At 65.8% G+C, this 23,236-nt stretch carries 25 protein-coding genes; 15 read left to right on the forward strand and 10 right to left on the reverse strand.

Annotated elements, in window-relative coordinates:
- Positions 1 to 312: 312 nt before the first annotated feature.
- Positions 313 to 669 (reverse strand): hypothetical protein, encoded by a 357-nt coding sequence (locus HFK18_RS14935; protein ID WP_180166857.1) that lies wholly within the window; start codon positions 667 to 669, stop codon positions 313 to 315.
- A gap of 540 nt (positions 670 to 1,209) precedes the next feature.
- A complete protein-coding gene (locus HFK18_RS14940; protein ID WP_180166858.1) occupies positions 1,210 to 2,133 on the reverse strand; it encodes a LysR family transcriptional regulator in 924 nt (307 codons plus the stop codon).
- Positions 2,134 to 2,229: 96 nt separating this feature from the next.
- Between HFK18_RS14940 and HFK18_RS14945 the strand changes: the two genes are divergently transcribed.
- The 4 genes from HFK18_RS14945 to HFK18_RS14960 all read left to right on the forward strand — a co-directional run bounded on the left by HFK18_RS14945 (position 2,230) and on the right by HFK18_RS14960 (position 5,339).
- Positions 2,230 to 3,069 carry a type 1 glutamine amidotransferase domain-containing protein gene (locus HFK18_RS14945; protein ID WP_180166859.1) on the forward strand — a complete coding sequence of 280 codons (840 nt, stop codon included), beginning with the start codon at positions 2,230 to 2,232 and terminating at the stop codon, positions 3,067 to 3,069.
- A 98-nt stretch (positions 3,070 to 3,167) separates the two neighbouring features.
- Positions 3,168 to 3,905: a hypothetical protein gene (locus HFK18_RS14950; protein WP_180167433.1), complete on the forward strand. Its 738-nt coding sequence runs from the start codon at positions 3,168 to 3,170 to the stop codon at positions 3,903 to 3,905.
- Between the two features lie 85 nt (positions 3,906 to 3,990).
- Positions 3,991 to 4,470, forward strand: a complete 480-nt coding sequence (locus HFK18_RS14955; protein WP_343202967.1) for a hypothetical protein — start codon at positions 3,991 to 3,993, stop codon at positions 4,468 to 4,470.
- A gap of 86 nt (positions 4,471 to 4,556) precedes the next feature.
- Positions 4,557 to 5,339, forward strand: coding sequence for a 3-hydroxybutyrate dehydrogenase (locus HFK18_RS14960; protein WP_180166860.1), 783 nt, complete (start codon positions 4,557 to 4,559; stop codon positions 5,337 to 5,339).
- Between the two features lie 91 nt (positions 5,340 to 5,430).
- On the opposite strand, the gene HFK18_RS14965 is transcribed toward HFK18_RS14960, so the two are convergent.
- From HFK18_RS14965 to HFK18_RS14980, 4 genes are all read right to left on the reverse strand, one after another.
- Positions 5,431 to 5,871 carry a chemotaxis protein CheW gene (locus HFK18_RS14965; RefSeq protein WP_218946775.1) on the reverse strand — a complete coding sequence of 147 codons (441 nt, stop codon included), beginning with the start codon at positions 5,869 to 5,871 and terminating at the stop codon, positions 5,431 to 5,433.
- A 171-nt stretch (positions 5,872 to 6,042) separates the two neighbouring features.
- On the reverse strand, positions 6,043 to 6,501 hold the full coding sequence (locus HFK18_RS14970; protein WP_165376935.1) for an SRPBCC family protein: 459 nt from the start codon (positions 6,499 to 6,501) through the stop codon (positions 6,043 to 6,045).
- A 2-nt stretch (positions 6,502 to 6,503) separates the two neighbouring features.
- Positions 6,504 to 6,818, reverse strand: a complete 315-nt coding sequence (locus tag HFK18_RS14975) for a metalloregulator ArsR/SmtB family transcription factor (RefSeq protein ID WP_100436164.1) — start codon at positions 6,816 to 6,818, stop codon at positions 6,504 to 6,506.
- Between the two features lie 8 nt (positions 6,819 to 6,826).
- On the reverse strand, positions 6,827 to 7,282 hold the full coding sequence (locus HFK18_RS14980) for an SRPBCC domain-containing protein (RefSeq protein WP_180166861.1): 456 nt from the start codon (positions 7,280 to 7,282) through the stop codon (positions 6,827 to 6,829).
- Positions 7,283 to 7,552: 270 nt separating this feature from the next.
- On the opposite strand from HFK18_RS14980, the gene HFK18_RS14985 reads away from it, so the two are divergent.
- Positions 7,553 to 8,077: a GNAT family N-acetyltransferase gene (locus HFK18_RS14985; RefSeq protein WP_180166862.1), complete on the forward strand. Its 525-nt coding sequence runs from the start codon at positions 7,553 to 7,555 to the stop codon at positions 8,075 to 8,077.
- A 12-nt stretch (positions 8,078 to 8,089) separates the two neighbouring features.
- Here the strand turns inward: HFK18_RS14985 and HFK18_RS14990 are convergent, their stop codons facing one another.
- Positions 8,090 to 8,545, reverse strand: a complete 456-nt coding sequence (locus tag HFK18_RS14990) for a MarR family winged helix-turn-helix transcriptional regulator (RefSeq protein ID WP_099821289.1) — start codon at positions 8,543 to 8,545, stop codon at positions 8,090 to 8,092.
- An 82-nt stretch (positions 8,546 to 8,627) separates the two neighbouring features.
- Here HFK18_RS14990 and HFK18_RS14995 point away from each other — a divergent pair, with 82 nt between their 5' ends.
- Entirely contained in the window at positions 8,628 to 9,722 is a 1,095-nt protein-coding gene (locus HFK18_RS14995; RefSeq protein WP_180166863.1) for an NAD(P)/FAD-dependent oxidoreductase, read from the forward strand.
- Between the two features lie 107 nt (positions 9,723 to 9,829).
- Positions 9,830 to 11,599, forward strand: a complete 1,770-nt coding sequence (locus tag HFK18_RS15000; RefSeq protein WP_180166864.1) for an oleate hydratase — start codon at positions 9,830 to 9,832, stop codon at positions 11,597 to 11,599.
- An 80-nt stretch (positions 11,600 to 11,679) separates the two neighbouring features.
- Here the strand turns inward: HFK18_RS15000 and HFK18_RS15005 are convergent, their stop codons facing one another.
- Entirely contained in the window at positions 11,680 to 12,525 is an 846-nt protein-coding gene (locus HFK18_RS15005) for an oxidoreductase (protein ID WP_180166865.1), read from the reverse strand.
- Between the two features lie 101 nt (positions 12,526 to 12,626).
- Here HFK18_RS15005 and HFK18_RS15010 point away from each other — a divergent pair, with 101 nt between their 5' ends.
- The 3 genes from HFK18_RS15010 to HFK18_RS15020 all read left to right on the forward strand — a co-directional run bounded on the left by HFK18_RS15010 (position 12,627) and on the right by HFK18_RS15020 (position 14,879).
- The gene (locus HFK18_RS15010) at positions 12,627 to 13,580 is read left to right on the forward strand and encodes an AraC family transcriptional regulator (protein ID WP_218946777.1); all 954 of its coding nucleotides are present in this window, start codon (positions 12,627 to 12,629) and stop codon (positions 13,578 to 13,580) included.
- Between the two features lie 120 nt (positions 13,581 to 13,700).
- Positions 13,701 to 14,288 carry a TetR/AcrR family transcriptional regulator gene (locus tag HFK18_RS15015; RefSeq protein WP_180166866.1) on the forward strand — a complete coding sequence of 196 codons (588 nt, stop codon included), beginning with the start codon at positions 13,701 to 13,703 and terminating at the stop codon, positions 14,286 to 14,288.
- A gap of 90 nt (positions 14,289 to 14,378) precedes the next feature.
- The gene (locus HFK18_RS15020; protein ID WP_180166867.1) at positions 14,379 to 14,879 is read left to right on the forward strand and encodes a hypothetical protein; all 501 of its coding nucleotides are present in this window, start codon (positions 14,379 to 14,381) and stop codon (positions 14,877 to 14,879) included.
- Positions 14,880 to 14,903: 24 nt separating this feature from the next.
- Here HFK18_RS15020 and HFK18_RS15025 read toward each other — a convergent pair whose 3' ends face one another.
- Both HFK18_RS15025 and ftrA read right to left on the reverse strand, forming a co-directional pair.
- A complete protein-coding gene (locus HFK18_RS15025; protein WP_180166868.1) occupies positions 14,904 to 16,145 on the reverse strand; it encodes a hypothetical protein in 1,242 nt (413 codons plus the stop codon).
- A 75-nt stretch (positions 16,146 to 16,220) separates the two neighbouring features.
- Positions 16,221 to 17,222 (reverse strand): transcriptional regulator FtrA, encoded by a 1,002-nt coding sequence (gene ftrA, locus HFK18_RS15030; protein ID WP_100552342.1) that lies wholly within the window; start codon positions 17,220 to 17,222, stop codon positions 16,221 to 16,223.
- Between the two features lie 248 nt (positions 17,223 to 17,470).
- On the opposite strand from ftrA, the gene HFK18_RS15035 reads away from it, so the two are divergent.
- The 5 genes from HFK18_RS15035 (at position 17,471) to HFK18_RS15055 (ending at position 23,231) form a co-directional block, all read left to right on the forward strand.
- Positions 17,471 to 20,047, forward strand: a complete 2,577-nt coding sequence (locus HFK18_RS15035; protein ID WP_180166869.1) for a TonB-dependent receptor — start codon at positions 17,471 to 17,473, stop codon at positions 20,045 to 20,047.
- A gap of 52 nt (positions 20,048 to 20,099) precedes the next feature.
- Positions 20,100 to 20,681: an FMN reductase gene (gene msuE, locus HFK18_RS15040; protein ID WP_180166870.1), complete on the forward strand. Its 582-nt coding sequence runs from the start codon at positions 20,100 to 20,102 to the stop codon at positions 20,679 to 20,681.
- Between the two features lie 3 nt (positions 20,682 to 20,684).
- A complete protein-coding gene (locus tag HFK18_RS15045; RefSeq protein WP_218946778.1) occupies positions 20,685 to 21,710 on the forward strand; it encodes an LLM class flavin-dependent oxidoreductase in 1,026 nt (341 codons plus the stop codon).
- Between the two features lie 166 nt (positions 21,711 to 21,876).
- The gene (locus tag HFK18_RS15050) at positions 21,877 to 22,239 is read left to right on the forward strand and encodes a DUF3088 family protein (RefSeq protein ID WP_180166871.1); all 363 of its coding nucleotides are present in this window, start codon (positions 21,877 to 21,879) and stop codon (positions 22,237 to 22,239) included.
- A 14-nt stretch (positions 22,240 to 22,253) separates the two neighbouring features.
- Positions 22,254 to 23,231: an LLM class flavin-dependent oxidoreductase gene (locus HFK18_RS15055; RefSeq protein ID WP_180166872.1), complete on the forward strand. Its 978-nt coding sequence runs from the start codon at positions 22,254 to 22,256 to the stop codon at positions 23,229 to 23,231.
- Positions 23,232 to 23,236 lie beyond the last annotated feature (5 nt).

A 23,236-nucleotide genomic window follows, 5' to 3' on the forward strand; every position in this document is an offset into this window, starting at 1 on the left:
TCTGAGGGGGGCAGTGGTCATACGCGCTGATCTAGGCCCTCTTCGCCGAGACGCCGGGAGGCCTCATTCTAGAGATGTGTAGCTTACTGACGCGTATAGGATCGAATCAGTTGTCGGCGTTGCGCAATTGGGACGCCGAGTTTCTCGCGTATCAATGATATAGCTTGCTCAGAGACGATTCTTGGGAGGGCAGACGGCTAGAGGATCACCCGCGCCACTGATGCCGCTAGGACATCCGCTTTTGGCCGGAAGCGGACGTTGTTCGATGTGACGCTCGACGAAGTCTGCCGTAGGTATGCTCCGGGAAGCAGGTCACTCCGGCCTAACCTCCCGACAAGCCCACTCAGCCAACGCCCGGCAAGCCAGAAACAACCCATCCACAACCCCCTCATCCAAATGCCGCTCCGGCTCCGTTGCCACCCGGCAGCGGTCGGCCGAGTGCAGCACCTCGAGCACCGTAAGTAGCCCCACCAACGCGCGCTCGGTTCTCGCCAAGCTCACGCGGCGGCCGGGTGATGCGTCGTTCTCCGGCCAGGGCAGCCCATCAGCCCCCTCGCATCCGCGCATCCGCTTGAGAATGCCCAAGAAGGTGCTCAGGTCCGGCAGTGGGGTTTCGCCGTTGATGGGCTCAACAGCGTCGTACGAGGAGAAGGTCTCGGATTCGCTCATGGCGTCGGTTTCCTTGGCTGTGCTTAACAGCGCCACCGCGCGAGCGGGTGGCGGACGGTGCGGGTTGCAAACCGGGACGCAGAGAAGTGACCGGCGGGCCCGAAGGCCCCCACGCACCGCCCGCCATATAGGCCGACGGATTGCCAGCCGGCACCGCCTCAAGGACGGTGCCGACTGGCAAGCGTTTTCACTCTACGTCTCGGGTTTGCACGCCCGGCCACCCGTTTTCGGTGGCGCGTCATGGTGTTTACACCGCCGCTCCGAACGGCAATAGAAAATGGCGAATAAGAAGTGGAATTCGAGAGCAAAGATCTATTGTGGCACGCACCATTCGTGCAGCACGCGACACCGCCAGACGCATTCGCGCAGCTGCTCTGTCAATTGCGATTCCAAATGACGCAATCGCCAGCGCCACAAGCGAATAGCGCGACGGCGTTCTTTACAACAGTTCTTAGTCTGCCTCGGCAGACAGCGGCGACCGATCAGCCGCACACCCCAACAATCGGTTCAAACACGACATCGCCAACGAGCTTCGCAGCCTCAACCAACGCTGTCCTCAACCACCGCCACATTCCCCACCAGCACCTCAATCATCGCCCGCGCCGCCGACGACTGACGCCGATGCGGCGCATAGATCACCGAAAACGGGCGCGACCGCCCCCTTAGCTGCGGCAGCACTTCCACCAACTGCCCACGCTGCAACCGCTCCCGCACGATGAATTCATAGCTCTGGCAGATGCCGATGCCCTGTTCGGCCAGCGATACCACACCCAGCACATCGTCGGAGGTCTCGATGGACGAACGCGGCAGCCAGTCCACGTCGCGCCCGCCGTCGCGGAATACCCACGGCGCCAGCCGCCCAGTACGCGGCATCACGAAGGGCAGGCACAGGTGCTGCTGTAGATTGTCCAGCGTTTGTGGCGTGCCGCGGCGCTGCAGGTAGTCCGGTGCGGCCACCAGCAGCAATGGCGCATCCTCCAGCTTCCGCCCCACCAGCCCGCTGTCCGGCAGCTGGCCCAGGCGAATGGCCAGGTCGAAGCCTTCGGCCACCAGGTCCACGTTGCGGTTGGTGATGTTCAGTTCCACCTGCACCTGCGGGTACTGCTGCGCAAAGCGCGCCAGCACGGGCGGCAGCCGGTAGTGGCCATAGGTGGTGGGCACGCTCAGGCGCACGCGGCCGGCCAGCGCACCGTCCTGGGCCAGTACGTCGCGCTCGGCGTCGTCCAGCAAGCCGAAGGCGGTGCGCACCTGTTCCAGATAGAGCCGCCCGGCGTCGGTCAGGCCCACGCGGCGGGTGGTCCGCTGCAGCAGCTGCCGGCCCAGCCGCGCTTCCAGACGGGTGACCGCGCGGCTCAACACCGAGGGCGTGGTGGACAGCGCCACCGCGCCGGCCGTGAACGAGCCGTGCTCGACCACCGCCAGGAACACCTCCACATCGCCCAGGTAGTCGAACTTGCGGCTCATTTGGCTCTCCGGGGAACAGATGTTTTGCGATGGGGCCAATTTATCGCCGCTGGGGCGATGAATAAAGTGGCGGCCATTCCCCGATAGGAGCTCCCCATGAACCTGATGACCCGACTGGCCGCAGCGCTGGCCCTGACCCTGGCCGCCAGCGGCGCACATGCCGCCAACGTGCTGGTGGTGCTGTCCGACGAAAACCATCTGGACCTGAAGAACGGCAAGGTGCTGTCCACCGGCTTCTATCTCAACGAGCTGATGCAGCCGGTCAAGCTGCTGCTGGATGCGGGCCACGAGGTGACCTTCGCCACGCCGCAGGGGCGGGCGCCGACGGTGGATGCGTCCTCGGTGACGGCGGCGTACTTCGGCAACGATGCCCCGCAGCTGATGCTGCACAAGGACCTGCTGGAGAAACTGGCGTTGACCTCGCCGACCGCCTCGCCGGTGGTCAGCCTGGCGCGCGTCGAGCAGCAGGGTTACGCGCGTTTCGATGCGGTCTACATACCCGGTGGCCACGCGCCGATGCAAGACCTGCTGAAGAGCCCGGCGCTGGGCCGGCTGCTGGCCGACTTCCACCAGCGCAACAAGACCACCGCGCTGGTCTGCCACGGGCCGATCGCGCTGCTGTCCACGTTGCCGGATGCGGATGGTTTCGTGGCGAAGCTGGAAGCGGGTGCGATGCCGGCTACGCCGAAGTGGATCTACAGCGGCTACCAGATGACGGTGATCAGCAACCAGGAAGAAGAGCAGGCCAAGCCGCTGCTGGGTGGCGGTGAGATGAAGTTCTACCCGCAGACGGCGTTGCAGCGGGCGGGGGCGAAGTTCAGCAGCAATGCCACGCCGTGGACGGGGCATGTGGTGGTGGATCGTGAGTTGATTACCGGGCAGAACCCGGCTTCGGCGCTGGAGGTGGGGCAGCGGTTGGTAGAGCGGTTGAAGTAAGTCGGTTTTTTCATCGCCTGCTGCGTCATGGCACCATGGTGGACTGGCTTCGCTCCTTTGGGCGGGGCCGGTTATCCAGGGAATCCATTCAACACGACATGCGTACGTCCGTCCTCTTCATTCTCTCCGCCCTGTGCTTGACCCTGCTGTCTGGCTGCGCCATTGGGCCGGACTACCACCATTCCAATCGCGAGATCACCGGCGCGTTCGTGGCCGACGACGGCAAGCTGTACCTGTTGCCGGTCTATGACGAGCCGATGCGCTTCGACGCGGCGCCGTTCCGTGATTACCGTGCGCTGATGGACAGCCCGCTGCGCGAGGCCGTGGTCTGCGCGCAGCTGTATTTCCGTGAGGACTGGCGCGTACCGGCCGACAGGAGCAAGGTGCATGGCAGCTACGCGCTGCTGCTGCGGCCGGAGCAGGTGACGCCGGAACAGGCCGCGCAGTTCAAGCTGGAGCGGTTGGAGATCAGCCCGCGTGTGGCCAAGGCCATCGATGGATTGACGCGCCGGCCGTACATTCTTGAAGCACGGACCCGCTACGAGCTGGCGGCCAACCCGGACTGCAATCTTTCCAGGCAGGGCGGCAGCTATTACAGCGCGCTGTTCGAGAGTGATGGCGAGCGGGTGAAGTTGCCGGACGCTGCGGCGCTGGCCGAGGAGGCGAAGCTGGCGCAGCCGATTACCGCGCGGGCTGAGCGGATCCGGCCGGACGATACGGACAAGCCGGGGGTGGGGACGACGGCCGGGAAGGTGCTGGGCGCGGCGTTGGTGCCTGTGGCCGTTCCGGTGTTTGTGTTGAGCCTGCCGTTTTTGGGGCCGGATCATTGGAAGTGATGGGGTGTTGAAGCCAGAGCATCCACGCGTGGCGTGGATCTACTTGGGCGTCGCCAATGCCTGAAAGTTCATCGTGGAGATCTGTGTGGCAAGCGCATTGGAAGGTGTTTTGAAGACCGTGGGCTTCATTGTCCTTGCGGCGCTTCCGTTGGTGATCCTTTGGTTCATCCTTCGGCGAATGTCAGCGACTGCCCGTTCTACTGTGAAAACGGGGCTGCGTTTGCATCCCCCTCGCCGGATTTCCGGTACGTCCATGACCTTGGTGATGGTGGATGGGAAAGAGGATCGGGAGCACTACTTCTTTGATGCGGAGTCCTTCTACCTGCGGCGTGACCCGGTGCCCACGGCCGTTCCGCTCTCGCAGATCACCTCCGTCACCCGAACCTCCGATGTCATCTACGGGCGCTATGTCTGGCAGGTGTGCTTCAGTAAAGCATCGGGAAGAAAGTGCGTGACGTTCACCAACAATCTGACGCTGTTCAACCGCGATTTTCTGCTCTTCCTGGAGGCGGTGCGGAAGGCCAATCCGCTCGCGACCGTTGATCGAGCGAGCGTCATCTTCTAACCGTGGGCCGACATCGGCCGTTCCATTCAAAAGGGGGTTGGCCCGTGGAGCTACACTGGCGGCCTACGCCCAATGGAAGCTCGCCCATGTTCAACGGAAAAGTCGCGGTAGTTACCGGCTCCACCAGCGGTATCGGTCTTGGCATTGCCACTGCGTTGGCGCGGCAGGGAGCCGACATCGTGTTGAATGGATTTGGCGATGCGCAGGATATCGAACGCATCCGCTCCGGCCTGGAAGCCGAGTTCGGCGTACGGGTGGCGCATGATGGCGCCGACCTCTCCCGTGGCGATGCGGTGCGCGAGATGATCACGCAGGCCGTTGCCAAGATGGGGCGCATCGACATCCTGGTGAACAACGCGGGCATCCAGCACACCGCGTCGATCGAGGAATTTCCCGTAGCGAAGTGGGATGCGATCCTCGCGCTGAATCTCTCGGCGGTGTTCCACTCAACGGCGGCGGCCTTGCCTTACATGAAGCAGCAGGGTGCCGGCCGCATCATCAACATCGCGTCGGTGCATGGGCTCGTTGGGTCGGTGAACAAGTCGGCCTATGTGGCGGCGAAGCACGGCGTGGTGGGGTTCACCAAGGTAACGGCGTTGGAGAACGCGGGTACCGGCATCACCGCCAACGCCATCTGCCCGGGGTGGGTGCGAACGGCGCTGGTCGAGCAGCAGATCACGGCATTGGCCGAGAAGGACGGCACGGATCAGGAATCCGCGGCGCGCGCGCTGCTGGCTGAAAAGCAGCCTTCGTTGCAGTTCGTGACGCCTGAGCAGCTGGGGGAGATGGTGGTGTTCCTGGCCTCGGACGCGGCGGCACAGATCACCGGCACGGCGCTGCCGGTGGATGGCGGCTGGACGGCGCGGTAGCTGGCCGGCTGCCCGCCGGGCATGGCCCGGCGCTACCGGGAGATCGGTGTGGGGTCCGGTGTTATCGGGAGGTTGGCGCGGTCGTTCGGCGTTATCGAAGCCGCGTTGGATCAATCAGGGGAATCTCGCCGAGCGCGCCCAGCGTGACGTGATGGCTGCAGAACTTGAACGTGATATCCGTGGCGGGCTGCACCTTGTGGCGTGGCACGCTTTCGATGTCCCGCACCTCGTCGACGGCCAGAGCCAGGGTCTCCGGGCCGGCATGCATCAGCAGCATGGCTGGGCAGCCGTGGGCGAACGCGCTCAAGCCGATGGCCTGACGCAGATCGACCACCGGCAGGGCGTGGCCGCGCACGGTGAGGTGCGGGCGCGTGCCACTGCCGGGGCGATCAAAGGTTTCCGGCCCGCGGATTTCAATCGCGGCGTCGACATCGATGGCAAACAGGTGGGTACCGGCCCGCACAACAACAACTTCAATGAAGGCCGGCGACGACGGGGCCGGTTCACCGGCCGAAGGGGAAGAGGGCTGCAAGAGGAACCTGTGGAAGGGTATTTAGACTGCGTCGCAATGATGCCGTGTTGACGTGATGTAACGCGTGCTTGACGGGTGAGCGGCCAATACGCGTTGCATGCGTCGTTCAGCAGAATCAAGGCGCCTTCACGGGTTGGCTTGGGCCGGGGGATTGCCAGCCATGGGCTGGCACTACTGGGGTTTGGCGAAGACGTCCAGGCCTTTGCCGGTTTCCAGCAACGACTTCAGGCTCGACAGCACGATCGGCCAGCCCTGGCGGATGCCGGTATCCATGCCGCTGCCCGGTTCCAGCTCGTCATGGGTCACCGTCAGCTTGACCATGTCCTCATACGGCACGATCTCGAACGTCACCCGGCTGTAGGCCTTCGGATTGTCTGCCTGCGAGGCGGCCGCCCAGGTGATCACCAGCCGCGAGGGTGGGGTGTTTTCCACCACGTCGCCTACCAATTCGACCTTGCGTTCGTCATTGGCGCGCACATGCTGCCAGCGCGAACCGGGTGTCCAGTCCGATACGTTTTCATGGCCCCAGTAGGTGCGGGCAATCTCCGGCCGGGTGATGGCCTCGAACACCTTCTGTGGCGTGGAGGCGATATAGATCACGTGGATGAAACGGGTGGATTCAGCGCTCATCGTCATTCTCCTTCCAGTTCCTGTTTGAGGTCATGCAGCAGGCTCAGGCGCTGCTGCTCGAACTTGCTTACCCAGCGCGTGTAGACGTCGTGCAGCGGCACCGGGTTGATGAAGTGCAGCTTCTCGCGGCCGCGCCTGACGGTGCTGATCAGGTTGGCGTCTTCCAGCAGGCCAAGGTGCTGGGTGACCGATTGCCGGGCCATCTGCAGGTGCTCGCAGAGCTGCCCGAGCGTCTGCCCGTTGCGCTCGCACAACAGGTCCAGCAGCGTACGGCGGGTGGGGTCGGCCAGTGCCTTGAACACCTTGTCTGCATCCATGGGGGCCTTCAGTTCCAGTTGTCGATCTTGATGTCGTGCGGGCTGGGCTGGCCGTGGCCGGTTTCCAGCAGGGATTTCAGGCTCATCAGGAAGATGGCCCACTTGGTGCTGCAGTGGTGCATGAACTCCACGCGTTTCTTCCAGCCTTCGTGAGTGAACAGCACGATGCAGTAGTCGCCGTCCTGGTGCAGGGCGAAGCGCGCGGTGGTGCCGATCCATTCCGGCGGGCCGTAGATGAATTCCCACAGCACCCGCTCGCTTGGCTGCAGCTGCAGCAGCTTCATCTGCATGGCGCCGATTTCCTGGCCTTTGGCGGTGAAGCGGGCGGTGACGGTGCCGCCGGGATGGCGGTCGCCGGTGGTGTCTTCGGCCCACCAGGCGGCGATGCCTTCGGGGGTTGCCAGGGCCTGGTAGACCTGGGCCGATGGGGCGTTGATGCCGACTCTGTGCGCGATATCCACCATGACTGCAGCTCCACGGTGGGCGGCGGGGTGCCGTCCGTGGGATCACAATAGGCAGGTAAATGCCTGCATGTCAACTCCGCCGCCGTGAAGCCTTGGCCGTGGTAGTGCCGGCCGCTGACCGGCAACCAGGGGAAGGTGGGTGATTGCAGTTGCCGGCCAGCGGCGCGCAATGGACTTTTGGCCGTGGTGATGGCGGCTGCGCGGCGGCATTCTGGGCGGAGCTGGGCGATTGCAGTCGTTCGGGTTTGTTGAATGAAAGGAGCACTACGCGTGAGTGATGCAGGAAAAGAGGCGCTGACGATGCGTCGCGCCAGCGTGGCCGATGCGCCTGCGGTGCTGGGCTTGTTCGATGAGGTGATTGCGTGGTTCGTGGCCATCGGCAATCCGCAGCAGTGGGGCACCGAGCCGTGGTCGTCCATTCCGCGCCGTATCACCCAGGTGACCGATGCCTGCGCACTGCCCGGTGCGTGGGTGGCGGAAACCGCGCAGGGCGAGGTGCGTGCGTTCCTGGCGTTGGGCGAGGCCATGCCGTATGTGCCTGCGGCGACCGAACCCGAGCTGTACGTGCGCGTGCTGATTGCTTCGCGCGATGCGCGGGTGCGTGGTATCGGCCGTCGCTTGATGGCGTTCGCGGACGAGCAGGCACGCGCGGCGGGCTTGGATTACCTGCGCGTGGATTGCTATGGCGGTGGCAATGGCGAGCTGGTGCGCTTCTACGAATCGTGCGGTTACGAGCGGCTGTCGACCTTCAATGTGGATGGCTGGCCGGGGCAAGTGTTGGGTCGCCGCCTGTGATCTAGCGGCGTCTCAGTTCTCTGCGTCCTGCAGCGCCGCATGCAGTTTGTCGGTGATTTGCTGCAGCGCGGCCAGATCGTCGGCTGAGAGGTGGTCGAGGAAATTCCGGCGCACGCTGGTGACATGGACCGGCCGTGCTGCGCCAAGCTGGGTGCGGCCTTCTGCGGTCATGCGGATCACCACCACGTTGTCGCTGTCGGTGTCGCGCTCGATCAGCCCACGCCCGGCCATGCGGGTGAGCTGGTGCGAGAGCCGCGTCTTGTCCCATTCCAGGTAGTCCAGCAGTTCGCGCTGGCGGCGACAGCGGTCCTTGGCCTTGCTCAGTTCCATCAGCACGACGAAGTCGGCACTGGAGAGCCCGGTGCTGCGGGTGATGTCGTGGACGATGCGGCCGGAGGTGATCTCGGCCATGCGCCGGAAGCCGCGCCAGGCGGCCCACTCGTCGGGAGTGATGGTGGGTGAGGTCATGAGCCCACGTTGCCCGTATGCGGTTGACGTGTCAACCCGAACGCTCTACGGTTGATATGTCAACCACTATGTAGGCCATCTCATGCCGCACCCTCCACGTATCGCCATCATCGGCGGAGGCCCCGCCGGCCTGACCGCTGCCCTCATCCTGCATCGCGGCGGCCAGCGCGTGTGCGTGTACGAGGGCGAGTCGTCGGGGCAGCAGCGCACCCAGGGCGGCACGCTGGATCTGCACGAGGATTCCGGTCAGGTGGCGCTGCAGCGCGCCGGTCTGCTGGAGGCGTTCCGCGCGGTGGCACGCCACGAGGGACAGGAACAGCGGACGGGCGATCCGTGGACCGGAGAGATTGTCGCCGGCGGATTCGGGCCGGAGGGAAGCATGGACAAGCCGGAGATCGACCGCGGCGACCTGCGCCAGCTGCTGCTGGATGCGCTGCCGGCCGATACGGTGCAGTGGGGCCATGGCCTGACCGAGCTGGTGCTTGCACAGGCAGGCCACCACAGCCTGCGCTTCGCCAATGGTGTGCAGGCCGAGGCGGACATCGTGATCGGTGCCGATGGTGCGTGGTCGAAAGTGCGGGCAGCGCTGAGTGCCTGCCAGCCGTTGCCGACCGGTATTACCTTCTTCGAAGGCTGGATCGCACAGCCTGCGGCGGATATCGCGGCCATGGTGGGGCAGGGCAGCCTGTTCTGCTTTGGCGGCGAGGAGGCGCTGTTCGTGCAGCGCAACAGCGGTGATCGGTTCTGCGTGTATGCGGCGCTGAAGCGGCCTTCTGATTGGCTTGATGCGCAGATCGCGCAGAAGGGCATGCGCGCGCTGGTGACAGGCAGCTATACGGGTTGGGCCCCGAACCTGCGAAGGCTGCTGGACGCGTGCACCGACTTCGTGCGACGGCCGATCTACAGCCTGCCGGCGGATTTCCGTTGGGCACCGCGCAAGGGCGTGACGCTGCTCGGCGATGCTGCCCATCTGATGCCGCCGGTGGGCGTGGGCGTGAACCTGGCGATGCTGGACGCGTCGGATGTGGCGATTGCGTTGTGCGCGCAGCCGGACGCAGTGAGTGCCATCCGTCAGGCCGAAGCGGTGGTCTGCGAGCGCGCCAGTGCGCTGATGCCGGACGCCATCGACGGGTTCCAGCGCTGGTTCACTACCGAGGCGAATGCTGACGGCGGTTGAGGCCGCTTGCATCAGGGCATGCGTCACTGCGTCGCAGTCTCTCTGCAGGATGCGGTACATCGGTTCAGCGCTAGAGTGGGCTCACCCCATCCAGGAAGGAGACGCGCATGTACTACAGCAGTGGCAACTACGAGGCCTTCGCACGCCCGCGCAAGCCGGCGGGCGTGGACAACAAGACGGCCTGGTTCGTCGGCTCGGGCCTGGCTTCGCTGGCCGGTGCGGCGTTCCTGGTGCGCGATGGGCGCATGCCCGGCGAGCGCATCACCATCCTGGAACAGCAGCAGATTGCTGGTGGCGCGCTCGATGGCCTGAAGGTGCCGGAGAAGGGTTTCGTGATCCGCGGCGGCCGCGAGATGGAAGACCACTTCGAGTGCCTGTGGGATCTGTTCCGCTCGATTCCGTCGCTGGAGATCGACGATGCCAGTGTGCTGGACGAGTTCTACTGGCTGAACAAGGATGACCCGAACTATTCGCTGCAGCGTGCCACGATCAACCGGGGCGAGGACGCGCATACCGATGGCCTGTTCACCCTGAGCGAGCAGGCGCAGAAGGACATCATCGCGCTGTTCCTGGCCACCCGGCAGGAGATGGAAAACAAGCGCATCAACGAGGTGCTGGGCCGCGATTTCCTGGACAGCAATTTCTGGCTGTACTGGCGCACGATGTTCGCGTTCGAGGAATGGCACTCGGCGCTGGAGATGAAGCTGTACCTGCATCGCTTCATTCACCACATCGGCGGGCTACCGGATTTCTCTGCGCTGAAGTTCACCAAGTACAACCAGTACGAATCGCTGGTGCTGCCACTGGTGAAGTGGCTGCAGGAACACGGCGTGCAGTTCCAGTACGGCACCGAGGTGACCGATGTGGACTTCGCGCTGCAGGAAGGGCGCAAGCAGGCCACGCGCATCCACTGGACGCGGGATGGCCAGGCCGGTGGCGTCGATCTGGGCGCGGACGATCTGCTGTTCATGACGATCGGCTCGCTCACCGAGAATTCCGACAACGGCGACCACCACACTGCTGCGCGCTTGAATGAAGGCCCGGCACCGGCGTGGGACCTGTGGCGGCGCATCGCGGCCAAGGATGCGGCGTTCGGGCGCCCGGACGTGTTCGGTGCGCATATAGCGGAAACCAAGTGGGAATCGGCAACGGTGACCACGCTGGACGCGCGCATTCCGGCGTACATCGAGAAGATCGCCAAGCGCGATCCGTTCAGTGGCAGGGTGGTGACCGGCGGCATCGTGAGCGTGCGCGATTCACGCTGGCTGATGAGCTGGACGGTGAACCGCCAGCCGCACTTCAAGAACCAGCCGAAGGACCAGATCGTGGTGTGGGTGTATTCGCTGTTCGTGGATACGCCGGGCGATTACGTGAACAAGCCGATGCAGGATTGCACGGGCGAGGAGATCACCCGCGAGTGGCTGTATCACCTGGGCGTGCCGGTGGAGGAGATCGACGAACTGGCGGCGACCGGGGCGAAGACGGTGCCGGTGATGATGCCGTACATCACCGCGTTCTTCATGCCGCGCCAGGCCGGTGACCGCCCGGACGTGGTGCCGGAGGGCGCGGTGAATTTCGCCTTCATCGGCCAGTTTGCCGAATCGAAACAGCGCGACTGCATCTTCACCACCGAGTATTCGGTGCGCACGCCGATGGAAGCGGTATACACGCTGCTGGGCATCGAGCGCGGCGTGCCGGAGGTGTTCAATTCCACCTACGACGTGCGCACGCTGCTGGCGGCGACCGGTCGTCTGCGCGATGGCAAGGAGCTGGACATTCCGGGACCGGCGCTCCTGCGCAACCTGCTGATGAACAAGCTGGACAAGACCCAGATCGGCGGGTTGTTGCGAGAGTTCAAGCTGGTGCAGGACGACTGAGCGAGCGGGGTGTAGGTAGCGCCGGGCCATGCCCGGCGGCTTCTTTCGGCACCGCTTCGCTCGCCGGGCATGGCCCGGCGCTACCGCAACGCTGCGCCATCGGTTGAGCGGCTGAGGTATTCCCAGGTATCGATGCTGTCAGCCATCGATGCCAGCTTGCCGCGTACCAGTTGCAGGGCATCGCTGCCCAGCAGCAGGTGCGTCGGTGGGTTGGGCGTGTCGATCACCTGCAGCATGGCCTGCGCGGCCTTGATCGGGTCGCCCAGCTGATGGCCGCTCTTTTCCTCGCGTGCGCGGCGGATCGGGTCGAACAGTGCGTCGTAGTCGCCGATGCTGCGCGAGGCCCGCACCATCGAACGACCGGCCCAATCGGTGCGGAACGAACCTGGCGCGATAGCGGTCACGTGGATGCCGAACGGCGCGACTTCCTTGCCCAGCACTTCGCTGATGCCTTCCAGCGCGAACTTGCTGCCGCAGTACCAGGCGATGCCGGGCAGGGTGATGAAGCCGCCCATGGAGGTGATGTTGAGGATGTGGCCGCGACGGCGCGCGCGCATGTGCGGCAGCACGGCCTTGATCAGCGCGGCGGGGCCGAACACGTTCACTTCGAACTGATGGCGCAGCTCGTCCAGCGTGGATTCTTCGAGGATGCCTTCGTGGCCGTAGCCGGCGTTGTTGACCAGCACGTCGATGGCGCCGATGCCGGCTTCGACGCTGGCCACCAATGCGTCGATGGCGGCGGCATCGGTGACGTCCAGCAGGCGGCCGAAGGCGCGACCCGACGCGAGGGCTTCGAAATCCTGACGGGCGGTTTTGCTGCGCACGGTGCCGACCACGCGATGGCCGGCCAGCAGCGCCTGCTGGGCCAAGGCGCGGCCGAAACCGCTGCTGACGCCGGTGATGAGGAGGAGGCGGGATACGGTCATGGACGAGGACTCGTGGCTGGGGTCTTGCACGTTAGTGGTTGAGTGCGAGGCAGCCCAGGCCTAAGATTCTGTCATTCTTGCCTATTCCTATGGGGCGCCCGATGCAATTGACCGATGATCCGCTGCAGCATCCCGCACAGGCGCGCATGGTCGGTCTGTTGCAGGCGCTGGCGGTGGACGAGGGCTACACGCTGACGGCAGTGCCCGGTGTGCGACTGCTGCGCTCGAACCGGCCACTGGCGCGCACGCCGGTGCTGTACGACCCGGGCATCGTGATCGTCTGCCAGGGCGTGAAGCGCGGTTATCTGGGCGGGCAGGTCTACCAGTACGACGCGCAGCACTACCTGGCGGTGTCGGTGCCGGTGCCGTTCACGATGGAGACCGAGGCCTCAGCGCAGGCGCCGCTGCTGGCGATCTACCTGCATCTGGACCTGCAGCTGGCGGCGGATCTGCTGATTGAACTGGGCGAGCGCGCCGCCAGCACCGAAGTGCCCGCACAGAGCATGATGTCCAGCCCGATGCAGGGCGCGATGCAGGCCACGGTGCTGCGCTTGCTGGAAGCGCTGGCTGATCCGTTGGAGGCAGACGTGCTGGGCGCCTCGCTGGTGCGCGAGCTGTATTTCAGGGTGCTGACCGGTGCACAGGGTGGGGCGATGCGCGAGGCGCTGGCCATGCGCGGGCGCTTCGGCCGCATCAGCAACGTACTGCGGCATATCCATGCGGCCTATTCGACGGCACTGGATGTTGATGCACTGGCAGTGCAGGCGGAGATGAGCGTGGCCACGTTCCATGATCACTTCCGCAGCATTACCGGCACCTCGCCGATGCAGTACGTGAAGTCCACGCGGCTGCACCAGGCGCGGCTGCTGATGTTGCGGCAGGGCATGACGGCCGAGGCGGCATCGTTGGCGGTGGGGTACGCCAGCCCGTCGCAGTTCAATCGGGAGTTCAAGCGCTTGTTCGGGTTGCCGCCGGCGGCCGAGGTGGCGCGCATGCGGCGAAGTTTTGCGTTGCCGCCGGCGCCGGCCGATGCGGTGTATGTGTCTTCGCATTGATTGCGGCATTCGCCGGGCATGGCCTGGCGCTACCAGGGAAGCCCGTGTCAGGTAGCGCCGGGCCATGCCCGGCGAACGAGGCGGTTGACAGGATGTCTACCTACTAGTAGGTTTGCACTCATGAAAGAGTCACTCTCCCCCAAGGCCCACGAGATCCTGGCCCAGGCCCGTTCGCTGCTGGAAGCCGGTGGTTACAACGGTTTCAGCTATGCCGACGTGTCCGCGCGGGTGAACATCAGCAAGGCCAGCATCCACCACCATTTCCCCAGCAAGGCCGACCTGGTGCGTACGGTGGTGGAGCTGTACCGGGCGGAGGCACGCGAGGGCCTGGCGCTGCTGGACCGGCAGCTGGGCGACCCGTTGCAGGAGCTCAATGCGTACGTGGACTACTGGTCGACCTGCATTGCCGGTGGCACGGCGTCGTTCTGCATCTGCGCGATGCTGGCTGCCGAGATGCCGATGATTCCGCTGGAAGTTGCCGACGAAGTGCGCGGGCACTTCGAGGATCTGACCAGCTGGCTGACCGAGACGCTGGAGAAGGGCGTGGCCCGCGGCCAGCTGCGCCTGCAGGGCACGCCTGCCGACGAGGCCAAGGCCTTCATGGCGTCGGTGCACGGCGCGATGCTGGCGGCGCGCGGTTTTGGTGATGCAGCGACGTTCGCAGCGCTGGCACGGTTGTCGATTGCCCGGGTGAGCGCGGCGGTCTGAGTGATTCCTGGAAGGCCTGCGCGAAGCCGGTCTTCTTTTTGTCCATCGAGCCTACCTACTAGTAGGTTCATAACTCCAGCAGAGGTTGCCATGAGTCATCCGCTTTCTCCCTTGGGCGTCGTACACACCGCGATCAGCCTGATTCCCATCGTCGCCGGCGTTTACGGATTCATCCGCTACCGCGCCATTGATCCGGCTACGCGCCCGGGCAAGCTTTATCTGCTGGGATTGGTGCTGTCGGTGGTCACGTCGTTCACCGTCTCCAGCACCGGGGGCCTCAATCCAGGCCATGCGTTTGGCGTGGTGATCCTGCTGATTGCATTCGGTGGCGTGCTGGCGGTGCGGCTGCGGTTCCTCGGCCGGTTGGCGCCTTATCTGTCGACGTTCGCGCTGTCTTTCAGCTTCCTGCTGTCGCTGGTGCCGGGCGTGAATGAAACGCTGACGCGGTTGCCGTTGGCGCATCCGATTGCGGCTGCGCCGTTGGCGCCGGTGATCCTGCAGACGCTGCTGGGATGTGCGGTGGTGTTTGCGATCGGCTTCGTGGCGCAGTGCTGGCGGATACATGCGTGCAACACACGCGCACGCGGCTGACGCTGCGCGGGACCGTCCGGGTGATCAGTCTGCCAGCGGTGCTGGTGCGTGTTCGCCGTAAGTGGCGTTGGCGCTGCCGCAGGTCGCGTACGCCGCCGCGTTGGCAGGCAGGCCGGTGGCTTTGACGCCACGCCGCGAATCGCCCGCGAGCACTTCCACGTAGCGCTCTGCTGCCAGCGTGTCGTCGGGCAGAACGTAAAGCAGCACGCGCTGCAGGGTGGATTGGCCGTCCAATGGCTGTGGCTGGCGGAATGCAGGAACCTGCACGCGCGCGCTGTGCCATTCCTGCGGTGCGGCGGTAGTCTGCCAGCGAACCCGCAACGGCTGCTCGAGATTCAACAGCGCGACACCGGTGGTGTGGTTGGACGCCGTGCACGCAGCGGGGGGCGCAGCAATGGGCAAGATGGCGTCGTCGCCGATGTCCAGCGTCGCGCCGTTGATTTCCAGGCGCACGATCGGTGCGGCGCCGTAGTTGTGCGTCCTGAACTGCACCAGCCCTTCCACGCGGCTGCGCTCGAGCTCGTATTCGGTAGCGCCGGCCAGACGCGCCAGCGCGGGGGCAACCTCGACGTGGTCGGCATAGTGGTAGTAGAGGTGGACGATGTCTGGCCCCCCCGATGTGCCCCACACGGGGGTGAGCGCTGTGGTATCCGGATAGGACTGGCGATGCAGTGGCAGGCGGGTGCCGGTGCCCCCGGGCGGGGCGCCGTAATGGTAGTGCTCGATGCCTGGTTTCAGTCGTGCGTTGTCGTAGGGGAAGGCGCTGTCTGCATCGGACTGTGCGTTCGGGTAGCGGTGGAAGGCAACGAAGCGCTCGGGACTATCGCCTTGCATCGGCAGGTCGGGCCCGGCACCGGAGTAGGTGGAGGCATAGGGTGAGGTGTCCAGCCACAGTGCATTGCCACTGAGGTTGATGTGCGTTTCTGCGATGGCTGCGCGTGAGCCGCCGGTGGTGGTGTCCACGGTACTGTGCAGCGCGTGCCCCAGCGGAACGATGAGCAGGGCGAGGACAGTGGGCAGGAACATCAGGGCATGCACGCCGCCCGGCACGTGTCCGCGCTCGCGCACCATGTAACGGATCCAGGCCAGCAGGAGCACCAGCAGCAGCGGCACGCCAACCCACAGCGCGAGGGTGACCAACGCCACTACGCCCCAGCCGAGATTCGGGGTGCAGACTGCGATCAGGCCGAGCGCTGCGAGGAAACTGGCCAGTACCAGCGAAACGCCGATACCGAAGCGGTAGTTCCTGTACGGGGTAGCAGTCATCACCGTTCCATCGGCAGGCCGGGGCGTGCCTGCATCTTGCCGGGCGGATGGCTGCGTGGAAAGACCGGGCGGCTGTCAGCAGCCCACCAGCCGGTCGGCGCTGATGCCACTGCGATGCTGGTTGCGGTATTCGATGGGGCTGGCGTCGACCATGCCGCGGAAGTGCCGACGGAACGATTCCTGCGAACCAAAGCCCGCCTGTTCGGCCACCCATTGCAGTGGCCTGTCGGTGGTTTCCAGCAGTTCGCGCGCGTAGGCCACGCGCTCGCGGATCAGCCAGTCGATGGGCGACAGGCCGGTGGCTTCGAGGAACTGGCGCTGCAGGGTGCGCTGGCTCAGCGCGGCCTGTTCGGCGAGGCTGCCCAGCGAATGCGGTTCGCGCAGATTGCGCCGCATCCATTCCATCAGTTTCGCCAGCCGCGTGGGCTCGCCCAGCGGGATCGCGCGGCTGACGCGCTGGCTGCGTTCGGCATCGCGCCACGGCGCCAGCACCAGCCGCTCCGCTACGAGGTTGGCCACGCGTGCACCGTAATCCTTGCGCACCATGTGCAGCATCATGTCCATGCCGGTGGCCGACCCGGCCGAGGTGATGATGCTGCCGGCGTCCACATACAGCACGTCGTCGCGTACGTGGATGCGTGGGAATTCGCGGGCCAGCGTTTCGGTGAGCCGCCAGTGGGTGGTGGCCTGGCGGCCATCGAGCAGGCCGGCCCAGGCGAGCACGAACGCGCCTGAGCAGATGGAGGTGATGCGGGCGCCGCGCGCATGGGCGCGGGTGAGGGCATCGAGCAGGGCCTGCGGTGGGCGCTCGCTGGGTTCACGCCAGCCGGGAATGACGATGATGTCGGCGTCGTCGACCGCACTCAGATCGTAGGGCAGCTGTACCTGTGCGCTGCCGAGCATGCGCAGTGCACCGGGCTCGCCAGCGCAGAGCTGGGTGCGGTACCAGGCCACGCCCAGTTCGGGGCGGATGGGCGCGAACAGGCCGACCGCGCAGCCGAATTCGAACAGGCCCTGGCCGTGGCAGGCCACGATGGCGACGGTGGGCGCGTTCGGTTCGGCAGGCAGGGTGGGCATGGCTTGATGCTACCGACGAAGGTGCCTGCGCCAGCATGTCGTGGCGGCATGAGGTGATACCAGTGCAGCATATGGCCGGTGGCGGGTTTGCGTTGCCGCCGGACGCGCGCGCGTTGCTGCGTAAGGTCATTACCAGCGGTCATGTGGCTGGCGCGATGTGACGGTCACATGACGCGATATCCGCTGTTGCGCGTTGGGCGCGGGCCCTTGAATGGAGGTGTGTCTCCGGCCCACCCCCACGAGCCCCCATGCCTGCTGCCCATATTCCTGCGCTGTCCACGCTCTCCCTTCTGATTGCGGCCGCCCTGGCCGCTGCCCCGGCGTATGCGGCTGATGCCGATGCGCCGTCGGCGACCACTGCCACTTCTGCGAACCTTGCCGCGTCCACGCTGGATGCGGTGGTGGTGACCGGCTCGCGTACCAGTACGCGCACGGTGAAGAACAGCTCGACACCGATCGACGTGATTTCCGCCGAGGACCTGGCGGCTACCGGCCAGGCCAACCTGCTCGAAGCCCTGCAGCGCAGCCTACCGTCGCTGAGCCAGATTGGCGGTTACCAGAGCGACCAGGAAAGCCTGATCCGCGGCTACCAACTGCGCAACCTGTCGCCGGGTTACACGCTGGTGCTGGTGAACGGCAAGCGCCGCAACGCCAGTGCGTACGTCAGTGGCGCCAATGGCGGTGGCTATCCGGGCCACGCCTGGGCCGATCTGGCGCTGATTCCGGTATCGGCCATCGACCACGTAGAGGTGCTGCGTGATGGCGCATCGGCCATCTACGGTTCGGACGCGATCACCGGGGTGATCAACGTGATCCTGAAATCGCAGGCGCACGGTGGCGATGTGTCGGTGGAGAGCGGGCAGAGCACCGATGGCGACGGCAGCCGCACCAGCGTTCGCGCCAACATCGGTCTGCCATGGGGCGAGGATGGCTTCATCAACCTGTCCGGTGAGAGCACGCGACAGCACCATGCGATCCGCACGCGTCGCTACATCGATGGCTACCTGAGCTATCCGGCGGTGGATGGCAACGGCAACCTGGTGGCGCTGCGGCCGAACAACCGGCTGCCGGCCGGGGCGTCGCCGAACCCGGCCGAGGCCGGACGCGATGCGGAGGCCAACATCATCCTCAGCTCGCCGTCGTATGCGTTGAAGGCCTTCGCGGTGAACGTGGGCCATGGGTTGGGCGAGAACGCGCAGTTCTACGCCAATGCGACGGCCAGTGACCGTACCGCGCAGGCGATCCAGAATTTCCGGCTGCCGGCGACGATCTTCACCACCTACCGGGCGCCGGGCGTGCTGAGCGTGTTTCCCGACGGCTTCCTGCCGGTGCTGGAAACCAAGGAGAAACAGTACACCGGCACGGCCGGGGTGAAGGGCCAGGTTGCGGGCTGGGACTACGACGTCAGCCTGACCGGCAACCGCAACACGGTGCGTACCTACACCCGCAATTCGGTGAACTATTCGCTGCCATATCCCGGCTCGCCCACCGACTTCTACGACGGCAAGCTGGACTACCAGCAGGGCATCGCCAACCTCGACCTGCGCCGTGGCTTCGAGGTGGCCGCCTTCGCATCGCCGCTGGAAGTAAGTGCGGGTGCCGAGTACCAGCACGAGCAGTACGAACGCGGGGCAGGGCAGTGGGAGTCCTACACCGGCTTCGGTGCCGCTGCGTTCGTGGGCTATTCGACCGCCGATGCGGTGAAGGCCACCCGCAACAGCAAGGCGGTATACGCAGGTGCGGCGACCAACATCACCTCGCGCTGGTACCTGGATGCGGCCGCGCGCTGGGAAGACCATTCCGACTTCGGCACGGTGTCGACCGGTCGGTTGACCACGCGCTTCGACTTCACCGATGCACTGGGCGTGCGGGCCACGGTCAGCAACGGCTTCCACGCGCCGAGCCTGGGCGCCCAGTTCTACCAGGCCACCGGCAGCTGCCCGTGCGGTACCACCCTGGTGGCGCAGGTCGCTTCGCCGGCAGCGGTGGCGCTGGGCGCTACGCCGCTGAAGCCGGAGAAGGCCACCAACTACAGCCTCGGCGTGACCTGGGACCCGAGCCCGGCCTTCCATCTGGCGGTGGATGCGTACCAGATCGACATCCGCGGCCAGCTCGGCCAGTCCAGCCAGATCGGCTACAACGCGCAGGACCCGGCGCGGGTGACCGACAACAGCGGCACCGTGCTGACCGCCGCGCAGAAAAATACGATTGATGCGCTGCTGGGTACGGCCGGCATCAGCATCCTGCCCGGTGATGCGTTCTACGCCAGCTATTTCACCAACGTGGGCGACACCCGCACGCGCGGTGTGGAGCTGACCCTGGAAGCGAACCAGGAAACACAGTGGGGCAAGCTGCGCTGGACCTACGCGGCCAACGTGGGCCGCACCACCATCCAGAAGGTGAGCGCGATTCCGCAGGCGCTGCAGGGGCTGCCGAACATCAACCTGCTGACCAAGTCGAGTGAGTACGCGCTGCGCTTCCGCACGCCGTCGTACACGCAGGTGGCGGGGCTGGGCTGGCAGAACGGGCGCTGGCGCTCGAACGTGGACTTCACCTACTACGGCCCGATCAAGCGCCTGAACAACGGCGTGGAGTACAAGCAGCCGCCGGTGCTGGTGACCAACCTGTCCGGCGGGGTGGAGCTGGGTGCGGGCTGGAGCGCGGCACTGGGCATCAACAACGTGTTCGACAAGCGCACCCGCAAGGTGCCCGCGTACGCACGCAGCGCCACCGATGTGGCCAGCATCGAAACCACCTGGGACAGCGGTGATGTGCTGAGCAACGTCGGGACGTTCTGGTACGGGCGCGTCAACTATCGGTTCTGAGGTTCATGCCACACGCAGCCGAGCGTGGCTCGGCGCTACATGGGAGCGTTTCATGTCATCTGCATTGAATGTGGTTGCGTTGATTGGTTCGCCGACGGCATCGGCCAACTCGCGCACGTTGCTGCTGGTGCGGCATCTGCTGGAAGAGCTGCGCGAGCGGGTCAACATCAGCGTGGAGCTGGTCGAGCTGGCGCCGATCGCGCGCTCGCTGGGGCAGGCGCTGCAGCGTAGTGAAGTGGAGCCGCAGGTGGAGCGCGCGCTGGCCACGATTGAAGCGGCGCAGCTCCTGGTAGCGGCCACGCCGGTGTATCGCGGTTCCTATCCGGGCCTGTTCAAGCACCTGATCGACTTCATTGAACTGGACGCGCTGGTGGATACGCCGGTGCTGCTGGCCGCCACCGGTGGCAGCGAGCGCCACGCGCTGGTGATCGACCATCAGCTGCGGCCGCTCTTCAGTTTCCTGCAGGCGCATACGCTGCCAATCGGGGTGTATGCCACGCCGGCCGACTTCGACGGCGACCGCATCAACAGTGCTGCACTGCAGGCGCGCATCCAACTGGCGGCCGAGCGTGCAGCTGGGCACCTGGCGCCACTGGCGGCGGCGCTGCCGGCGCCGCTGCGCAGGATCGCCTAGGACGTGGCGGTGCAGCTGCGGCACCTGGCGTTCCTCACGCCCGGGAGCTATCTGCCGGAACAACCCCGCGCGGGCCTGGACGCGACGCTGGCGCTGATCGCGTTTGCCGAACAGCTGGGCTATGACGGCGCATGGGTACGCCACCGCCACCTGGAACCGGGCATCAGCTCGGCAGCGGTGTTCCTGGCGGCGGCCAGCCAGCACACCACACGCATCGAGCTGGGCAGTGCAGTGATCCAGCTGGGCTATGAAACACCTTTCCGCCTGGCCGAGGATCTGTCGTTGCTGGATGCGCTGGCCGGTGGCCGGCTGCAGGTGGGCGTCAGTACCGGCGCGCCGCCACACGGGGAACTGGTTGGGTCCTTGCTGTACGACAGCGACCCCGCGCACATCGACTTTTCCCATGGCCGGGTGGCGCGGTTGCTGGAAGCGCTGCGGGGCGAGCCGTTGGGTGATGCGGATGCCGAGGTCGGCAATGCCGCCACGCGCTATCGTCCGCGACTGCAGCCGCAGGCGCCGGGGCTGGTGGACCGGGTCTGGTATGGCGCTGGCTCTCTGCAGTCGGCGCGTTCGGCGGGGGAGCAGGGCCTGCATCTGCTGCTGGGCAACGTCAACCGCGCCGAGCTGAGTGATGACTTCTTCGGTGCCCAGCTGCAGCACCTGCAGGCCTATCGCGCGGCATTGCCGTTGGACAGCCCGCGCCGCGTGGCGGTGGGGCGGGTGCTGGTGCCCACCGATGGTGTGGATGCGGCCACGCGGCAGAGGATCGAGACCTTCAGTGCGCAACGGCATGGGCGCACTCTGGCCCCGCAAGGGCCACGCCGCACCATGTTCGCGCCCGACGTGGTCGGCAGCACGGCGCAGATCATCGCGCGGTTGCAGGCCGATCCGCTGCTGCAGCAGGTGGACGAGCTGCGGGTTGAGCTGCCCTATGAGCTGCCCGAGCAGGACTACCGGCGCATCCTCACCACGGTGATCGAGGACATCGCGCCGGCACTGGGCTGGCGCGCGCCTGCACAGGCGGCCTGACGCCGCGAGCGTCCATAACGGCCGGCAGTCTGCTTATTGCCAACCTGCATCTGCATGGCCGGATCCGACCGTGGATTGTCGAGTTCTGGCGCTGGTATCCGGCCTTCCTTCTCTAGCATCGATGTCGAAGCGGCAGTGCATTGCCGGCCCCTACGAGGACGATTCCGTGGCTGTAGACGCAACCGACAAACCCATCCTGTTCCTGCTGGACCGCGAGTTCGAGGACGGCCAGTTGCCCGGACAACGCTTCTTCTGCCGGCACAGCCTGCTGCTGGAGGGTGCGCTGTCGAGCATCGACGGCCTGGACGCGCAGCTGGACGTGCGCCGCATCGGCTTCAGCCGGCCGCGCCGCGAGGTGATCGCCGAGATCGGCGAGCAGGACCAGTCGCTGCCGAAGCTGGTGCTGCCGCAGGGCGTGGTCAATGAGTACGCCAGTGGTGAGTACCAGCAGCGCCAGTACATCTCCGGTGCCGAACCGATCCTGGCGGCACTGAACGGCCTGCTGGGCATTCCCGTGGCCCATCCCTGAGCGAGGACGTGACGATGAGCTACCTCACCAGCGTGTTGGACAAGAGCCCAGTGGCCGACGGCAGCACGCCGGAACAGGCGCTGCGCAACAGCCTGCAACTGGCGCAGCGTGCCGAGCAGCTGGGCTATCACCGTTACTGGTTTGCCGAGCACCACGCGGCGCCGACGCTGGCCAGCCCGGCACCGGAAGTACTGGCGGCGTGGGTGCTGGCGCAGACCCGGCGCATCCGCATCGGCAGTGGCGGGGTGATGCTGCGCCACTACGCACCGTACAAGGTGGCCGAGAACTTCAACCTGCTGGCGGCACTGGCGCCGGGGCGCGTGGATCTGGGCGTGGGCAAGGCACCGGGCGGTCTGCCGGCATCGACTGCCGCATTGGCCGCCGGTCGCCCGGCATTCGCCGATTTCGACCAGCAGCTGCGCGACCTGGAAGGATATCTGTCCGATGCGCAGGCGGATGCGCAGGCGCGGCCGATTCCACAGACGTCGCCGGAGCGCTTCCTGCTTGGCGCTAGCCCGCAGAGCGCGCGGCAGGCGGCCGAACTGGGCTGGCGCTTCGTGTATGCCGCGCATTTCGACGGTGACCCGAAGCACATCGAGGCCGCCTTCGAGGCGTATCGCACGGTGTCCGCGCACGCCCCGTTGCTGGCAACGGTGGCCTTGGCCGCGCCCACCAGCGAGGCCGCTGCGCGCCATATCGGCGCGCTGCGGGTCTACAAGCTGCACCTGGGCCCCGGACAGACGGTGAACCTGCCCAGCCCCGAGGCCGCTGCCGAGTACGCACGGCAGGTGGGTGTCACTGATTTCCGCGTCGAAGAAACACGCCCCAGCGTGCTCTCTGGCGACGCGCAGCACGTACGCAGCGAGCTGGATGCGCTGCATCGACGCTTCGGCGTGGGTGAATTCATCCTCGACGTGCCGGTGGCCGACCTCGACGCACGCCTGACGTCCCTTGAACTGCTGTCGCCCGCTCCCCGGGCGGCGGTGGCCTGACTTCT

Source organism: Stenotrophomonas sp. SbOxS2, assembly GCF_013416715.1.
GTDB lineage: Bacteria > Pseudomonadota > Gammaproteobacteria > Xanthomonadales > Xanthomonadaceae > Stenotrophomonas > Stenotrophomonas lactitubi.